Origin of the sequence: Streptomyces torulosus, from assembly GCF_001419765.1 — a bacterium.
GTDB classification, from domain to species: Bacteria; Actinomycetota; Actinomycetes; order Streptomycetales; family Streptomycetaceae; genus Streptomyces; species Streptomyces torulosus.
Map to the genome: position 1 here is coordinate 1 of NZ_LIRK01000256.1, position 13,998 is coordinate 13,998.

Annotated in this window: 13 protein-coding genes; 11 read left to right on the forward strand and 2 right to left on the reverse strand. The window is 72.1% G+C overall.

What is annotated here, in order from left to right:
- Both AOK23_RS18460 and AOK23_RS18465 read left to right on the forward strand, forming a co-directional pair.
- The coding region (locus tag AOK23_RS18460; protein ID WP_206336233.1) for an alpha/beta fold hydrolase at nucleotides 1-434 on the forward strand (434 nt) is incomplete at its 5' end.
- Nucleotides 435-533: 99 nt separating this feature from the next.
- Nucleotides 534-1,001 carry a DUF7144 family membrane protein gene (locus AOK23_RS18465; RefSeq protein ID WP_055713797.1) on the forward strand — a complete coding sequence of 156 codons (468 nt, stop codon included), beginning with the start codon at nucleotides 534-536 and terminating at the stop codon, nucleotides 999-1,001.
- A 50-nt stretch (nucleotides 1,002-1,051) separates the two neighbouring features.
- On the opposite strand, the gene AOK23_RS18470 is transcribed toward AOK23_RS18465, so the two are convergent.
- Nucleotides 1,052-1,483 (reverse strand): hypothetical protein, encoded by a 432-nt coding sequence (locus AOK23_RS18470; protein WP_063791357.1) that lies wholly within the window; start codon nucleotides 1,481-1,483, stop codon nucleotides 1,052-1,054.
- A 218-nt stretch (nucleotides 1,484-1,701) separates the two neighbouring features.
- On the opposite strand from AOK23_RS18470, the gene AOK23_RS18475 reads away from it, so the two are divergent.
- The 3 genes from AOK23_RS18475 to AOK23_RS18485 all read left to right on the forward strand — a co-directional run bounded on the left by AOK23_RS18475 (nucleotide 1,702) and on the right by AOK23_RS18485 (nucleotide 5,228).
- Complete coding sequence (locus AOK23_RS18475) at nucleotides 1,702-2,700, forward strand: endonuclease/exonuclease/phosphatase family protein (RefSeq protein ID WP_240496440.1); 999 nt, start codon at nucleotides 1,702-1,704, stop codon at nucleotides 2,698-2,700.
- 93 nt (nucleotides 2,701-2,793) lie between these two features.
- Nucleotides 2,794-4,764 (forward strand): FUSC family protein, encoded by a 1,971-nt coding sequence (locus tag AOK23_RS18480; protein ID WP_055713800.1) that lies wholly within the window; start codon nucleotides 2,794-2,796, stop codon nucleotides 4,762-4,764.
- A gap of 248 nt (nucleotides 4,765-5,012) precedes the next feature.
- Nucleotides 5,013-5,228 (forward strand): hypothetical protein, encoded by a 216-nt coding sequence (locus AOK23_RS18485; protein ID WP_055713807.1) that lies wholly within the window; start codon nucleotides 5,013-5,015, stop codon nucleotides 5,226-5,228.
- 97 nt (nucleotides 5,229-5,325) lie between these two features.
- Here AOK23_RS18485 and AOK23_RS18490 read toward each other — a convergent pair whose 3' ends face one another.
- Nucleotides 5,326-7,395 carry a PhoX family protein gene (locus tag AOK23_RS18490; RefSeq protein ID WP_055713801.1) on the reverse strand — a complete coding sequence of 690 codons (2,070 nt, stop codon included), beginning with the start codon at nucleotides 7,393-7,395 and terminating at the stop codon, nucleotides 5,326-5,328.
- A 244-nt stretch (nucleotides 7,396-7,639) separates the two neighbouring features.
- On the opposite strand from AOK23_RS18490, the gene AOK23_RS18495 reads away from it, so the two are divergent.
- The 6 genes from AOK23_RS18495 to AOK23_RS18520 all read left to right on the forward strand — a co-directional run bounded on the left by AOK23_RS18495 (nucleotide 7,640) and on the right by AOK23_RS18520 (nucleotide 13,940).
- A complete protein-coding gene (locus AOK23_RS18495; RefSeq protein ID WP_055713802.1) occupies nucleotides 7,640-9,598 on the forward strand; it encodes a VWA domain-containing protein in 1,959 nt (652 codons plus the stop codon).
- Nucleotides 9,599-9,739: 141 nt separating this feature from the next.
- Entirely contained in the window at nucleotides 9,740-11,455 is a 1,716-nt protein-coding gene (metG, locus tag AOK23_RS18500) for a methionine--tRNA ligase (RefSeq protein WP_055713803.1), read from the forward strand.
- Nucleotides 11,456-11,884: 429 nt separating this feature from the next.
- Complete coding sequence (locus AOK23_RS18505; protein ID WP_240496439.1) at nucleotides 11,885-12,481, forward strand: RNA polymerase sigma factor; 597 nt, start codon at nucleotides 11,885-11,887, stop codon at nucleotides 12,479-12,481.
- Complete coding sequence (locus tag AOK23_RS18510) at nucleotides 12,478-13,086, forward strand: hypothetical protein (protein ID WP_055713805.1); 609 nt, start codon at nucleotides 12,478-12,480, stop codon at nucleotides 13,084-13,086. Before AOK23_RS18505 ends, AOK23_RS18510 begins: the two co-directional genes overlap by 4 nt.
- 182 nt (nucleotides 13,087-13,268) lie before the next feature.
- Entirely contained in the window at nucleotides 13,269-13,487 is a 219-nt protein-coding gene (locus tag AOK23_RS18515; protein ID WP_055713806.1) for a hypothetical protein, read from the forward strand.
- A gap of 87 nt (nucleotides 13,488-13,574) precedes the next feature.
- Nucleotides 13,575-13,940: a PH domain-containing protein gene (locus AOK23_RS18520; RefSeq protein ID WP_055524073.1), complete on the forward strand. Its 366-nt coding sequence runs from the start codon at nucleotides 13,575-13,577 to the stop codon at nucleotides 13,938-13,940.
- Nucleotides 13,941-13,998: the final 58 nt, after the last annotated feature.

A 13,998-nucleotide genomic window follows, 5' to 3' on the forward strand; every position in this document is an offset into this window, starting at 1 on the left:
CCTTCCCGACCGCCGAGACCGAGGAGGGCAGACGCGCCCGGAACGCGATGGCCGACCGGCTGCTGCGGGAAGGGATGGGCGGGTACGCCGACGAGGTGCTGTACAGGATGGTCGCGCCGTACGCGGACGCCGAGGTCGCGTCCCATGTGCACCGCATGATGACGGCGACCGACCCCGAGGGCGCGGCGGCGGCCCTGCGCGGACGCGCCGAGCGCCCCGACTACAACGACCTGCTGACCCGCGTCGCCGTGCCCGCGCTGGTCGTCGTCGGCGCCGACGACGAGTACACCCCGATCGCCGACGCCGAGGCCATGCACGCCGCCCTGCCCGACTCCGTCCTCCAGGTGATCGACGGCGCGGCCCACCTGCCGAACCTGGAACGCCCGGACGCCTTCAACAAGGCGCTGGAGGACTTCCTGGCCCGACTGGACTGAGCCCGGGCCCCTCACCCGTTCGGCCTACAGCGCATGCGGCGCCCCCCGCCCCGCGTGAGCATGCGGGTGAGCTGTCCGCCCTTCTGAGGAGGCCCTCCCATGGCCCAGCACAGCGCCGAGCCGCGTTCGAACGCCCACAGCCACCAGACCATCTCGACGCCGACGCCCCCGCAGGGACGGCACTCCGGTTCGTCCTGGGCCATCGGCGGCACGGTCTTCGCCGGTGTCCTCATGATGGTCGGCGGGGTGCTGGGCATCCTCAACGGCATCGCGGCGATCGCCACGGACGACGTCTACACCAACATCGGCGACTACGTGTTCGAGTTCAGCCTCACCACCTGGGGCTGGATCCATCTCGTCCTCGGAGCCGTCGTCGCCTTCGCCGGCTGGGGCATCCTCCAGGGCCGGGACTGGGCGCGGGGCGTGGGGATCGCCCTGGCGTCCCTCTACGCCATCGCGTACTTCATGTTCCTCCCGTACGCGCCCGTCTGGTCGGTCATCGTCATCGCCGCCTCGGTCTTCGTGATGTGGTCCCTGGCGACGGCCCCGGAGGAGAGGCGCGCCTGACCCGACGCAGCGGACGACCGCGCCCGCATCGCGCACCGAGCCGGTACGCCTCAGCCCCGGCGCCGCCCCGTGAGCGCGGTCTCCAACGCCTCCCCGGTCATCTCGATCACCACGGCCTCGTCCCGCCATCGCGCGGGAAGGTGCCCGTGTTCCTCGGCACGGCACACCACCCCGGTACCGCTCGGGTCGAGGACGACCGCGCCGAGCCGGGCGACCAACTCGGCGACGATGTCCCACACCTCTCCGGCGTGCGGGCGGTGGACGGTGAAACCGAAGTCGTCGACGAAGATCTCCGCCTCACTCCCGTCGGCCGCCCGCACCCGGAAGGCAAGGCTCCCGTCCTCGTCCTCCGGGAACGCCGGCCCGTCGGCGTCGTGGGGTTCGTCGTGGTGTTCCAGCACCTCCCGTACGACGGCCGGGTCCAGCGGCACGGGCGTCTCACCCCCGTCGACGAACCTGAAGACCATCGGACTCCAGCCCACGCACCCTCCTCCACCCGACCCGAGAGACCGCCCCGCGGGGGCACCGGGAGCCGTGCGGTCACCCCGCCCCCGTACCCGCCATACAACCCCGGCCCGACGGCGGCCGGGCGCCCGGCCCCTGGTTCCCCGCGCAACCTTCGGCCCTTCCACCTCGTCCTTGAACGAGGAGCACAGAACCACCGCGGGCGAACGGAAGGCCGGCCTTGGAGAGCACGACCATCGAGCGGCCCGAGCCGGTCACCACCCGCCGGGCCACCCACGGCGGCAAGAAGGGGTTCGCCTTCCTGCTGCTGCTCGGTGTGACCGCGGTCGTCGTCTGCCGGCTGATCGGCGTCGACGCCTTCACCCCGGTCCCCCAGCTCCTCGCGTTCCTGCCCTGGCTGCTCGCCCCCACCGGCCTCGCCCTGCTCCTGTTCGCCCTGGCCCGCTCCTGGACCGGCCTCACCTGGGGCGTGGTGCTGCTGGGCGCGCTCGCCTGGTACATCGAGCCGTACGGGAAGAGGACCGCGCCCGACGGTCCGGCCCTCGCCCAGATCCGGGTCATGACCTCGAACGTGCACTTCGGCGACGGCACCGCCGCCCTGGTGAAGGCCGTGAAGCGCGAGCGCCCCGACATCGTGTTCGTCGAGGAGTGCCAGGCCACCTGCTCGGCCACCCTCCGCGACACCTTCGGCGACCTCAGCGGCGACAAGCCCGCCTACCCCTACCGCCGGGCCGTCGAGGGCTACGGCTCCGACGGTTCCGTCATCCTCAGCCGCCACCCCCTCAAGGGCACCGACCCGATCCCCGGCACCATGGGCATGCCCGGCGCCGTCGCCGACGTCAAGGGCCACCGTGTACGGCTGCAGCTGGCGCACCCCATGCCGCCACTGGTCGGCCAGGTCGGCACCTGGCGGCGGGAGCTCGGCGCGCTGCGCGCGTACGCGGCCGCCGACACCAAGACCCCGACCATCGTCGCCGGTGACTTCAACGCCACCCAGGACCACGCGGCCTTCCGCGACCTCCTCGACACGGGGCTCGGCGACGCCGCCCGGCTGACCGGGGACGACCGACGAGCGACCTGGCCCTCCCGGACCACCCCGAGGTTCGGCGCCCAGATCGACCACGTCCTCGTCTCCTCGAAGGACTTCTCCGCCCGCGAGACCCGCTTCCTGAAGCTGCGCGGCACCGACCACAACGCGGTGGTCGCCGACCTGACCCTCCACCAGCGGAAGTGACGCCGGGACACGACGGGCACGGCGCGCCCTCGGCGCCCCCAGCCCACCGAAACTTCACATAATCGGGCGATCTCCGGCGGTGATAATGGCCGCATGTCCCGCCCGTTCGCCCTCGGCCTGACCCCGCCCGACTGGCTGGTCCGCAATCTCCAACCCCAGCAGGTGCCGCCCGTCAACCGGCCCGCCGTGGCCCGCGCGGCGGTCGCCCTGACCCTGCCGCTCGCCCTCGGCCTCGCCGCCGGCCGCCCCGAGTACGGCGCCCTCGCCTCGATGGGCGCCCTGTCGGGCGTCATCAGCGACACGGCGGACGCCTACCGCATGCGGCTGCTGAACATCGCGGTCCCCCAGTTGTTCAGCGCGATCGGCATCACCCTCGGCGCCCTCGTGTACGGGCATGGCTGGGTCACCGTCGCCGCGCTCACCGGGGTCGCGCTGGTCTCCGGGATGATCTCGACGATCGGCGCCGTCGCCTCCGTGTCGGGGCTGCTGCTCCTCCTCAACTCCGTGGTCGGCGCGGGCCTGCCGATGCCGGGCGACTGGTGGCTGGCCCCCCTGCTGATGACCGGCGGCGGCCTCCTCGTCCTCGTCCAGGCCCTCCTCGCCTGGCCGCTCAGGGCCGGCGTACCGGAACGCGCCTCCGTCGCCGACACCTACCGCAAGGTCGCCGACCTGCTCGCCGCGACCACCGCGGACACCACCGACGCCTACGACACGGCCCGGCACGCGGTCACCCAGTCCCTCAACCAGTCCTACGACCTGATCCTCGCCCGCCGCGCCCGCCACCACGGGCGCAGCCCCGACCTGGTCCGGCTCCTCGCCCAGCTGAACGCGGTCACCCCGCTCGTCGAGGCCGCCCCCGCCGTACGCCTCTCCGGGCGCCCGCTGCCCGCCGAGATCCCCATCGCCGTCCGCCATGTCGCCGAGGCCGTCGACACCGGGTACTCCGGGCCGCTGGGGCTGCGGCTGCCCACGCCGACGAGCGAGATCGGCAAGGCGGTCGACCAGGCGCTGCGGCACGCCGCCGAGGTCGTCACCGAGGGGTCGCCGGACGCGCTGACCCGGGCCGACGACCACCTCGGCCGGACCGCGCCGCTGCGGGTGCGCGCCACACGGGCCGCCCGCGACGTGGCCCTGTCCGCCGCGTCCTGGCGCTACGGCCTGCGCCTCGCCCTGTGCATCGGCATCGCCCAGGCGCTGGTCTCCCTCGTCGCCGTGCCCCGCTCCTACTGGGTGGCGCTGACCATCACCTTCGTCCTGAAACCGGACTTCGGCTCGGTGTTCTCCCGCGCGCTGCTGCGGGCCCTCGGCACCGTCGTCGGCCTGGTCGTCGCGGCGGCGATCCTCGCGGAGGTCCCGCGCGGCTGGTGGGACGTCCCGGTGATGCTGTGCCTCGCCCCGCTCATCCCCGTCTTCACCCCCCGCGGCTACGGCTACCAGACCGCCGCCATCACCCCCGTGATCCTGCTGCTCTCCGACATCCTCAACCACCAGGGCACCGGCCTGCTCGTGCCCCGCCTCGTCGACTCCCTGGTGGGCTGCGGCATCGCCCTCGTCGCCGGCTATCTGCTGTGGCCGGAGAGCTGGCACGCCCGCGTCGGGGCGCGGCTCGCCGACGCCGTCGCCGACACCGCCGCGTACGTGGAACACGTCTTCGGGCCCGGCGCGGAGGACTCCACCGGACGGGCCCGGAAGCGCCGCCGCCTCTACCGGGACCTGTCGGCCATCCGTACGGAGTTCCAGCGGGCCCTGACCGAACCGCCGCCGACGGGGCGGCGGGCCGCGGCCTGGTGGCCGCTGGTGGTGGCGGTCGAGCGGATCGTCGACGCGACGACGGCGGCCCGGGTCCGGGTGAAGCAGGGGGCGCGGCCGCCGTCCGCCGCCGAGGTCGACCATGTCGCCCTGCAACTGCGGGAACTGGCGGAGGGACTGCGGAGGACGGACGTCCTCTACGAGGTGCGGTCCGACCTGAGCGGTCCGCCCGGAAGCGTCCTGGAGGCACTGCGGCAGGAGGTCGCGGCGGCCCGGACGATCACCTCACCGCCCGACAGGGACGCCGCCCGCTAGACCGGGACGCCGCCCGGCAGGGCACACGTCATCGGGCAGGGGCACCCGTCATCCGGCGGGGGCGGGCGTCGTCAGGCACGGACGGACGCCGTCCGGCAGGGGTGGGGCGGTCAACCCGGCACAGGGTGCTGAATCGTTACGCCCGCCCCGCACGGGTGACGGGAGGAGAGTTCGCAGGCGGAAAGCCGTAATGATCGGATCCGTCCAACCGGACGATTCACTTCCTTTCTGACAAGGGGATGTTCGCCATGCGGCGCACCGCCACCGTCCTGCTCGGAACCCTCGCCCTCGCCGGCGCCCTGGCCCCGGCCGCCCACGCGGCCCCGGACCCGGCGGCCACGGTCACCTGCCTCACCGAGACCCCCGCCGGTGTCGCCGAGCTGGCCGACCCGGCCGCCCTCCTCGACCCGGCCGGCCTGCTGGACCCGTCCGCCGCGCCGGGCGTGAGCTGCCTGGCCCCCTGAGCCGCACGGCGACGCACCGCGGGCCGTCCTCCCACCGGGAGAACGGCCCGCGTTCGCATCTGCACGGACAGAGGTCCGTCACCGCAGTGCCCCTGACTCAGACGCCGATGTCGCAGCCGTCCGCGCGGTAGACCGCGACCACCGCCGGGCGGACGATCTTGCCGGGGCCGTCGGGCCAGGTGCTCTTGGGGTTCTCGACGGAGGCGCCGTCCAGCTCACCCGGGTGCTGCACCGCGACCAGGACACGGCGGTCGGTGATGATCGGACCGCAGGTCTCGGCGCCGCTGGGCACCGTCAGGAACTGCTTCAGCTCGCCACGGCGCTCCCCCTTGGTCGCCACGCCGAAGAGGCCGTCGTGCGAGCCGAGCTGGTTGCCGTCGGTGGAGATCCACAGGTTGCCGTACGGGTCGAAGGCGACGTTGTCCGGGCAGGAGATCGGGGACACGTCGTCCTTCGGGAAGCCCGCGAAGTACGTGGCCGGGTCGTCGGGGTCGCCCGCGACGAGGAACAGCAGCCAGGCGAACCGGGTGCTCTCGGGCCGGTTCCAGCGCTCGGTGAGCTCCAGGACCTGGCCGTGCTTGTTGGCGTTGCGGGGGTTGGCCTCGTCCGCCTTGGGGTTGGCGCCGACACCGCGGTTGGAGTTGTTGGTGAGGGCGACGTAGACCTTGCCGGTGACCGGGTTGGGCTCGATGTCCTCGGGGCGGTCCATCTTCGTCGCGCCGACCTTGTCACCGGCGAGCCGCGTGAAGACGAAGACCTCGTCGGCGGTCATGCCCTCGACATGCGAGACGGCGCCCTTGGCGGCCGCGGTGGCCAGCGGGATCCACTCGCCGCTGCCGTCGAACTCGCCGTCGGCCGGGAGCTTGCCCGTGCCGTCGATCTCGATGGCGGGGGAGTCACCGGTGAGCTTGGCGACGTAGAGGGTGCCCTCGTCGAGCAGCGAGAGGTTGTGCTCGCGCACGGCGCGGCTCGACCCCTTCTTCATCCGCTTGCTGCTGACGAACTTGTAGAAGTAGTCGAAGCGCTCGTCGTCACCGGAGTAGACGACGGGACGGCCGTCGGCGGTGAGCCGGATGGTCGCGGCCTCGTGCTTGAAGCGGCCGAGGGCGGTGTGCTTGCGCGGCGTGGACGTCGGGTCGTACGGGTCGAACTCGACGACGTACCCGAAACGGTGCACCTCGTTCGGCTCCTGGGCCACGTCGAACCGCTTGTCGAACCGCTCCCACTTGCGCTCGGTGGGGCCGGTGCCGATGCCGTACCGCTTGTCGGTGGGCCGACTGCTGTTGGCGAAGTACTGGTTGAAGTTCTCCTCGCCGTGCAGCGTGGTGCCCCAGGGGGTGGTGCCGCCGGAGCAGTTGTTGAGCGTGCCGAGGACCTTGCGGCCGGTCGGGTCGGCGGAGGTCTTGAGGAGGTCCGAGCCGGCGGCGGGGCCGGTCAGCCGGAACGCGGTGGTGGCGGTGACCCGCCGGTTGAGGTGGTGCCGGGGCACGGCGGTGAGCTTGCCGGTCCGCCGGTCCTCCTCGACGACGACGGCGGACAGACCGTGCGCCGCCCAGGCGACCTCGACCTGGTTGCGGGTCGGGTTGGCGGCGTCGTAGCCGCGGAACATGAGCATCTCGTCGGTGTACTCATGGTTGGCCACGAGGAGCTTGCGGCCGCGCTCGCCGGGGAGCGGCAGCAGCGCGAGGAAGTCGTTGTTGTAGCCGAACTGCCCGGCCTGGGCCGCGCCCGTCTGCTTCTCCGGGTCGAACGCCGGGGCACCGCGCAGGATGGGCTCGCCCCAGCGGATGACGACGTTCTGCTTGTATCCCCCGGGGACGGTCACGGCGTCCGCCGTGTTGGGCGCGACGGCGTCGAACCGCAGGCCACGGGCCGCCTTGGGCTTCGGGGTGCTCTTGGTGGTGGCGGTGGTCCCGGCGTCGGCCGCGGCGGCCCGCGGGGCGGTGCCGAGCGTCGTCGCCGTACCGGCCGCGGTGGCCACGGAGACGACGGCGGCGGCACGCATCACGGACCGGCGGCTGAGCGCGGAGGCGATCACATCGCCCACGTACTCGTTCGCACTGGTGTTCGGCACCTCGTGGAAGCAGGCGTCACCACAGCGGAACCGACAGGTCATGGCGGAACGGCCGCCGGGGTGCGAGCCGATCATGGGCAGCAGCTTGCGCACGTTGCGCTCCCTCTTATGTGCCTTTGGTGTGAGCGCGACGCTAGGGGCGCATGTGTTCGAGAACGGGGACGGAGAGTGAACGGCAGGTGAACCCACGGCAGTTGGGGCGGTATTGACAGCTCTCAGTCGCGGGGTTAGTGAAACCTCCCGCCCCACCCCAAGATCGCCAATCGCGGCGGCTAACCTTACGTGTCCGTCCTGGCCAGGGATTGACGGGCTACAACTCACGCGAAGGGTTGCGCACATGGGCATTCTCTCTCTCCTGCGGAACGCGTTCTCCCGCTCACGCAAGGGGCGCGACACTGTCCCTTCGCAGGAGGCGGAGCAGGTCTCCCCGACAGAACCGACGACCACGGCCCCCCAGGGGAGTGCCGAATCAGCCACCACCGAGCCCTCACGGGGTTCCCTGCGGGAGGCCGAGCCGGGTTCCCTGCGGGAGGCCGAGCCGGGTGCCGCGCGGGATGAGGAGCGGGGCTCCTCGCGGGAGACCGAGCCGAAGCTTCCGGCCCAGGGGTCCGGACCCAAGCCGGCCTCGTCCGTCGTCGACGAGCTGGTCTCGGCGGCCTTCGACAACGTGACGGTGCCGAAGCCGCGGACGGAGGAGCGGGAGCCTGCGGCGACGGCCGAGGCCGGTACGCCGGTGGCGGAGCCCGAGGCGGTCGTCGAGGCGAAGGACGAGGCGGAGCCCGCGGAGGCCAAGGCGGAGGAAGCCGAGGCTGAGCGTGCGGCGGCCGAGGCCGAGGTGGTCGAGGCGGAGCCTGCGAAGGCCGAGGCCGGTACGCCGGTGGCGGAGCCCGAGGCTGAGGCCAAGGCCGAGGGAGAGGAAGAGGCGCAGGTCGAGGCGGAGGCCGTCCCGGCAGCCGCTGAGCCGAAGGCGGAGGCTGCGCCCGAGGCCGCCCCGGAGGCCGCCGAGTCCGTGGTCGAGGCCGAGAAGGCGGTCGCGGAGGCGGAGCCGGCGGTCACGGAGACCGCCACTGCGGCCGAGGCGGAGCCTGTCGCGGAGGGTGAGCCGGAGGCCGAGGCGGAGTCCGCCGCGGAGCCCGTTGCGAAGGGTGAGCCGCAGGCCCAGGCGGAGCCGACGGCCGCGAAGGAGGCTGACGCCGAGCCGCAGGCCGAGAAGGTCGAGGAGCCCGAGGTCGAGTCTGGCGCCGAGCCCGAGGCGGCCGCGGCACCCGAGGCCGCGGACGAGGCGGAGCCGCAGGTCGAGCCCGCCCCCGAGCCCGAGGCCGCCACGACGCCCGAGCCGGAGGCCGACGCCGCCAAGCCCTCGGAGCCGGAGGTTGCCGCCGAGGCGGAGCCGCAGGCGGCGGCCCCCGCGGCGGAGGAGTCCGAGCCGGAGCCCGTCGAGGCACCCGAGCCCGAAGCCGAGAAGGCACCCGAGCCGGAGGCAGTGAAGGCACCCGAGCCCGTGCCCGCCCCCGAGGTCGTGGCGGCAGCCGGCGACCCCACGCAGCCCGCCGACACGCCCGAACCCACGGACACCGTCGCATCCCCGGACGCCCCGGAGACCACAGCCGCCCCCGAAGCCGAGGCCGCTCGCCCCGCGACGCCCGCGACCCGCGTCCGCTCCAGCGCCCCCGGCCTCTCCACGGCCTACAAGAGCGCCGGCACCGTCCTGAAGAAGCACGACCTCACCGGTGCCCGCGCCAAGGTATACCTCGTCCTCGACCGCTCCGCGTCGATGCGCCCGTACTACAAGGACGGCTCCGCCCAGGCCCTCGGCGAGCAGACCCTCGCCCTCGCCGCCCACCTCGACCCCGAGGCCACCGTGCCCGTCGTGTTCTTCTCCACCGAGCTCGACGGCACCGGGGAACTCACCCTCGCCGAGCACGAGAACAAGATCGACGAGCTGCACAACGGCCTCGGTCGCATGGGCCGCACCAGCTACCACGCGGCCGTCGAGGAGGTGCTCGCCCAGCACCAGAAGTCGGCGGACCCCACCGCTCCCGCCCTCGTCGTCTTCCAGACGGACGGCGCCCCGGACGCGAAGACCCCCGCCACCCAGGCGCTCACGGACGCCGCGAAGAACCACCCCGGCGTGCACTTCGCCTTCGTCGCCTTCGGTGACCCGGAGAACAAGGCGTTCGACTACCTCCGCAAGCTCAAGACGGGCAACGCCTCGCACTTCCTGGCCGGCGAGACCCCGCGCGAGCTGACCGACGCCGAGGTCTACGAGGGCATCCTGGCCGCCTGGCGCCCGTAACCCTCCACCACGCCCCTCACCGGGGCGTCCCGTGCCGTCCGCTTCCCACCCCGCAAAACGGGAGGCGGGCGGCACCCCCATGTCGGCTAGGATTTCAAGACTCACGCCTTACGAAATCGACCGACCTGGGAGCATCCCCCGATGGCTCGACACCTCATCACCAGCGCCCTTCCGTACATCAACGGGATCAAGCACCTGGGCAACATGGTGGGGTCCATGCTCCCGGCGGACGTGTACTCCCGGTACCTCCGCCAGCGTGGCCACGACGTCCTGTACATCTGTGCGACGGACGAGCACGGCACCCCGGCGGAGCTGGCGGCGAAGGAGCTGGGCCTCCCCGTCGACGAGTTCTGCGCGCAGGCGCACGACGCGCAGAAGGCCGTCTACGACGGCTTCGCCCTCGCGTTCGACTACTTCGGCCGCAGCTCGTCCGAGCAGAACGTGGAGATCACGCAGCACTTCGCCCGCAAGCTCAAGGAGAACGGGTTCATCGAGGAGCGGGCGATCCGCCAGGTGTACTCGCCCACCGACGGCCGTTTCCTCCCGGACCGCTATGTCGAGGGCACCTGCCCGCACTGCGGCTACGACAAGGCCCGCGGGGACCAGTGCGAGAACTGCACCCGCGTCCTGGACCCGACCGACCTGATCGAGCCGCGCTCGGCCATCTCCGGCTCCACGGACCTGGAGGTCCGCGAGACCAAACACCTGTTCCTCCTGCAGTCGAAGCTGCAGCACGAGGTCGAGGCGTGGGTCGCGGCGCACGAGCACCAGTGGCCGCAGCTGGCGTCGTCCATCGCCCGCAAGTGGCTGACCGAGGGCCTGCACGACCGGGCGATCACCCGTGACCTGGACTGGGGCGTCCCGGTCCCCGCGGACACCTGGCCGGAGCTGGCCGCCGAGGGCAAGGTCTTCTACGTGTGGTTCGACGCGCCGATCGAGTACATCGGCGCGACGAAGGAGTGGTCGGACCAGGACCCGGAGAACCGCGACTGGAAGTCCTGGTGGTTCGATGTCGACACCGACGTCCGCTACACGGAGTTCATGGCGAAGGACAACGTCCCCTTCCACACCGTGATGTTCCCGGCCACCGAGCTGGGCGTCCGTGAGCCGTGGAAGAAGGTCGACGTCGTCAAGGCGTTCAACTGGCTGACGTACTACGGCGGGAAGTTCTCGACGTCGCAGAAGCGGGGCGTCTTCACCGACCAGGCCCTGGAGGTCCTCCCGGCGGACTACTGGCGCTACTTCCTGATCGCCAACGCGCCCGAGTCGGACGACTCGTCCTTCACGTGGGAGCACTTCACCGCCACGGTCAACAAGGACCTCGCCGACACACTCGGCAACTTCGTCAACCGCGTGCTGTCCTTCTCCCGCAAGCGCTTCGGCGACGAGGTCCCGGCGGGTGCGGCGGCCGGTGAGGCCGAGGCGAAGCTGGGCGAGGAGATCGCGCGGCTCCTCGCGGAGTACGAGGAGCACATGGAGGCGCTCCAGTTCCGCAAGGCGGCGGCGGCGCTGCGCGCGCTGTGGTCGGCGGGCAACTCCTACCTGGAGGAGAAGGCGCCCTGGCTGGAGATCAAGACCGACCAGGAGGCCGCGGCCCTCACCCTCCGCACGGCGATGAACCTCATCCACCTCTACGCGGTGGTCTCCGAGCCGTTCATCCCGACCTCCTCGGCCGCCATGCGCGGCGCCTTCGCCCTAGAGGCCGACACCGCCACCTGGGTCACCCCGGAACAGGCCAGGTCCCTGACCTCGATCCCCGCCGGCACCCCCTTCACCGTCCCCCCCGTCCTCTTCGCCAAGCTGACGGAGGACGACCTGGAGACGTACAAGGAGCGCTTCGGCGGCGAGCCGGCGTAACTCCCCGGTACACCTGAGCGGGCCCGGTGACGTGGTACGACGTCACCGGGCCCGTTTGTCGCAGAGAGCGACAGACCGCCGTGCGACGCCACGAGAACGAGCAGGACGACCGCCCCCTGAGTGGTCACCGACGTCGTCCGCTCGACCGCCGGCAAGTGACGTGCCCCAGGGAAAATACCCACCCAGCTCCTCCTTCCCCGCGCCGCTTCAGCGTCCTCCTGTCCCCCCATGCCTCGGCGAAGTGCCCTGACGTGCAGTCCGTGATCGTGCGGGCCCGTGGCAGAGCGAGCGGTCGATGGATGTGGCATGTGTGGTGCCGCGGTGCGAGGGTGACGTTCGTCCGGCGGAGGGTGTAAGAGATCCGGCCCTGCCGCACATCTCCTGGTTGACGGACCGATGGCCGTCGACGGCCGGAACCATGGAGGTGCAGTGAGACGACGAACAACCGCCGGTGAACATGCGGACCCCGACGGACACAGGGCGCTGGAAGCCCTCTACACGGCTCATGCCGACCGGGTCCTGGCGTATCTCCTGCACCGCACGGACCGGGAGACAGCACAGGACATCCTCTCGGAGACCTTCGTGCTGGCCTGGCGCAAGTCCGAGTCCGTGCCCGGCGACGCCCTGCCGTGGCTGCTCGCCGCGGCACGGCGGCTGCTCGCCAACCGTGTGCGATCCGACCAGCGCCACCGGGCACTGACCGTGCGCATGGCGGCGATGGCCGACCGGTCAGGGGCAGAGGAGATCGGTGATGCGATAGGAACGCGTACCGAGGTGGCCGCCGCGCTGTCGGCGCTGTCCGAGCAGGACCGGGAGACGCTGCTGCTGAGCACCTGGTACGGCCTGACGGCCAGACAGGCGGCCGTGGTCATGGGCTGCACCGCCGCCGCCTTCGCCGTGCGTCTGCACCGGGCACGCAAGCGCTTCAGGGCAGAGGTGACCCGCGCGGAACAGGCACAGTCCGTCCACGGTGCCCACCCCCACCCCCAGCCTCGTCCCCGCTTCGTCCAGGAGGAATCGGCATGAAGCAGATCGCCACCAAGCAGAGCCAGGCTCCCGACCTCGCCACCGTCCGCGCACTGCGCCCTGACGCCGACGGCACCGACGGCTGGGCGGCGTCCGCCGACGGCCAAGCCGTGCTGCGGGAAATCCTGCGGCGTACCGAACAGCCGCCCGCCACGGTCGGCTCCAGGAAGCGCCGGCGCCTGGTGCTGGTGGGCGCGGTCACGGCCGCGCTTCTCGGAGGCGCCGGTGCCACGGCCGTGGCCACCCTCGGGCCATGGGACGAGCACGGGCGCAACGTCATGTGCGCCCGCACCCTGTCGGCCGAGGCGGACCTGAGTCAGCTGCCGTTGAAGACCAAGTTCGATCCGCGTGCTGCCGCCCGTTCCTGCGCGGCAGCCTGGGATCGGATGTGGAACCAGTCCGAGCCCGGCGCGGAACGGGTCACCCCCAAGCCGACCCGGTTCGCGACCTGCTACCACCCGAACGCGCAGCCCGACCACGGCGAGTCCTCGGACACCGACGGCCAGGAAATGCTCGGCGGTCCGGTGATCTATCCGGCGGACGGCCATCCCACGGAGGAGGCGGCCTGCGCGGCCATCGGATCCAGGCCCGTGGTGGGCGGCTGAGCCGAGGTCGCTCGTGCGGGCCCCTCGGCCCCGTACCCGGAGTCACTCCACCTGCCCGCGCTCGCAGCGGTCGGCGACGCCTGGCGTGGCCGACCACTGCCGCCGCTCAGGCAGGAACGGGGTCACCAGTGGCAGGGCGCCGGCCGGCCGGGGACGGTAGACCCTCGGCTGTCACGAAGGTCATGGCGCCCGGGATCGAAGGCCGAGCCGAGGGCCCGGCCGAGGGCGAGGCTCGGCGGGCCGCCGAGGATGTTCTGGCCGTCCTGGCGGAGCGGGGTGTCGCCGTCACCGAAGCGGCGCGGGAGCGCATCACCGGCTGTGCCGATCCCGAGATCCTGCGCCATTGGCTCCGGCGTGCCGTCACCGCCCCGACCGCCGAGGACGTCTTCTCGGACCAGTAGTCCGGGGGAGCCCCGGTAGCCGTCCGGCAGCGCAGCGCAGCGTAGTCGGAGGCAACCCTGGGGGTGCGGGTGAGCGTCTCCCCGTGCATGGCACTGTTCGGAAACGCGCATACCGTCAATCCCGGTAAGGCCCAGCAGGACTACGCGCGTCTGCTGGGTCACGGGGAGCAGGTCCACGCCGCGTTCCTGCTGATCCGCGACACCATCCTGTTCACCGACCGCCGTCTCATCCTGATCGACAAGCAGGGGATCACCGGCAAGAAGGTCGAGTACCACTCCGTCCCGTACCGCAGCATCACGCACTTCTCGGTGGAGACGGCCGGCCACTTCGACCTCGACGCCGAGCTGAAGATCTGGCTCTCCGGCACCCACGAACCGATCGAGAAGACGTTCACCAAGGGCGTGGACATCTACGAGGTACAGGCGATCCTCACCCAGTTCGTCGCCGGGTAGCCACGACGCGTCGGCTGCCGCGCTGCCCGCCGGTTCCCGTGGTGACACCGCCCGGCCA

Bases quoted from the DNA above. Each gene is read 5' to 3' on its own strand.
- AOK23_RS18485 (WP_055713807.1), top strand. From the start codon at position 5,013: ATGCGGCGCACCGCCACCGTCCTGCTCGGAACCCTCGCCCTCGCCGGC.
- AOK23_RS18515 (WP_055713806.1), top strand. From the start codon at position 13,269: ATGGCGCCCGGGATCGAAGGCCGAGCCGAGGGCCCGGCCGAGGGCGAG.
- AOK23_RS18465 (WP_055713797.1), top strand. From the start codon at position 534: ATGGCCCAGCACAGCGCCGAGCCGCGTTCGAACGCCCACAGCCACCAG.
- AOK23_RS18480 (WP_055713800.1), top strand. From the start codon at position 2,794: ATGTCCCGCCCGTTCGCCCTCGGCCTGACCCCGCCCGACTGGCTGGTC.
- AOK23_RS18495 (WP_055713802.1), top strand. From the start codon at position 7,640: ATGGGCATTCTCTCTCTCCTGCGGAACGCGTTCTCCCGCTCACGCAAG.
- AOK23_RS18520 (WP_055524073.1), top strand. From the start codon at position 13,575: ATGGCACTGTTCGGAAACGCGCATACCGTCAATCCCGGTAAGGCCCAG.
- metG (WP_055713803.1), top strand. From the start codon at position 9,740: ATGGCTCGACACCTCATCACCAGCGCCCTTCCGTACATCAACGGGATC.
- AOK23_RS18510 (WP_055713805.1), top strand. From the start codon at position 12,478: ATGAAGCAGATCGCCACCAAGCAGAGCCAGGCTCCCGACCTCGCCACC.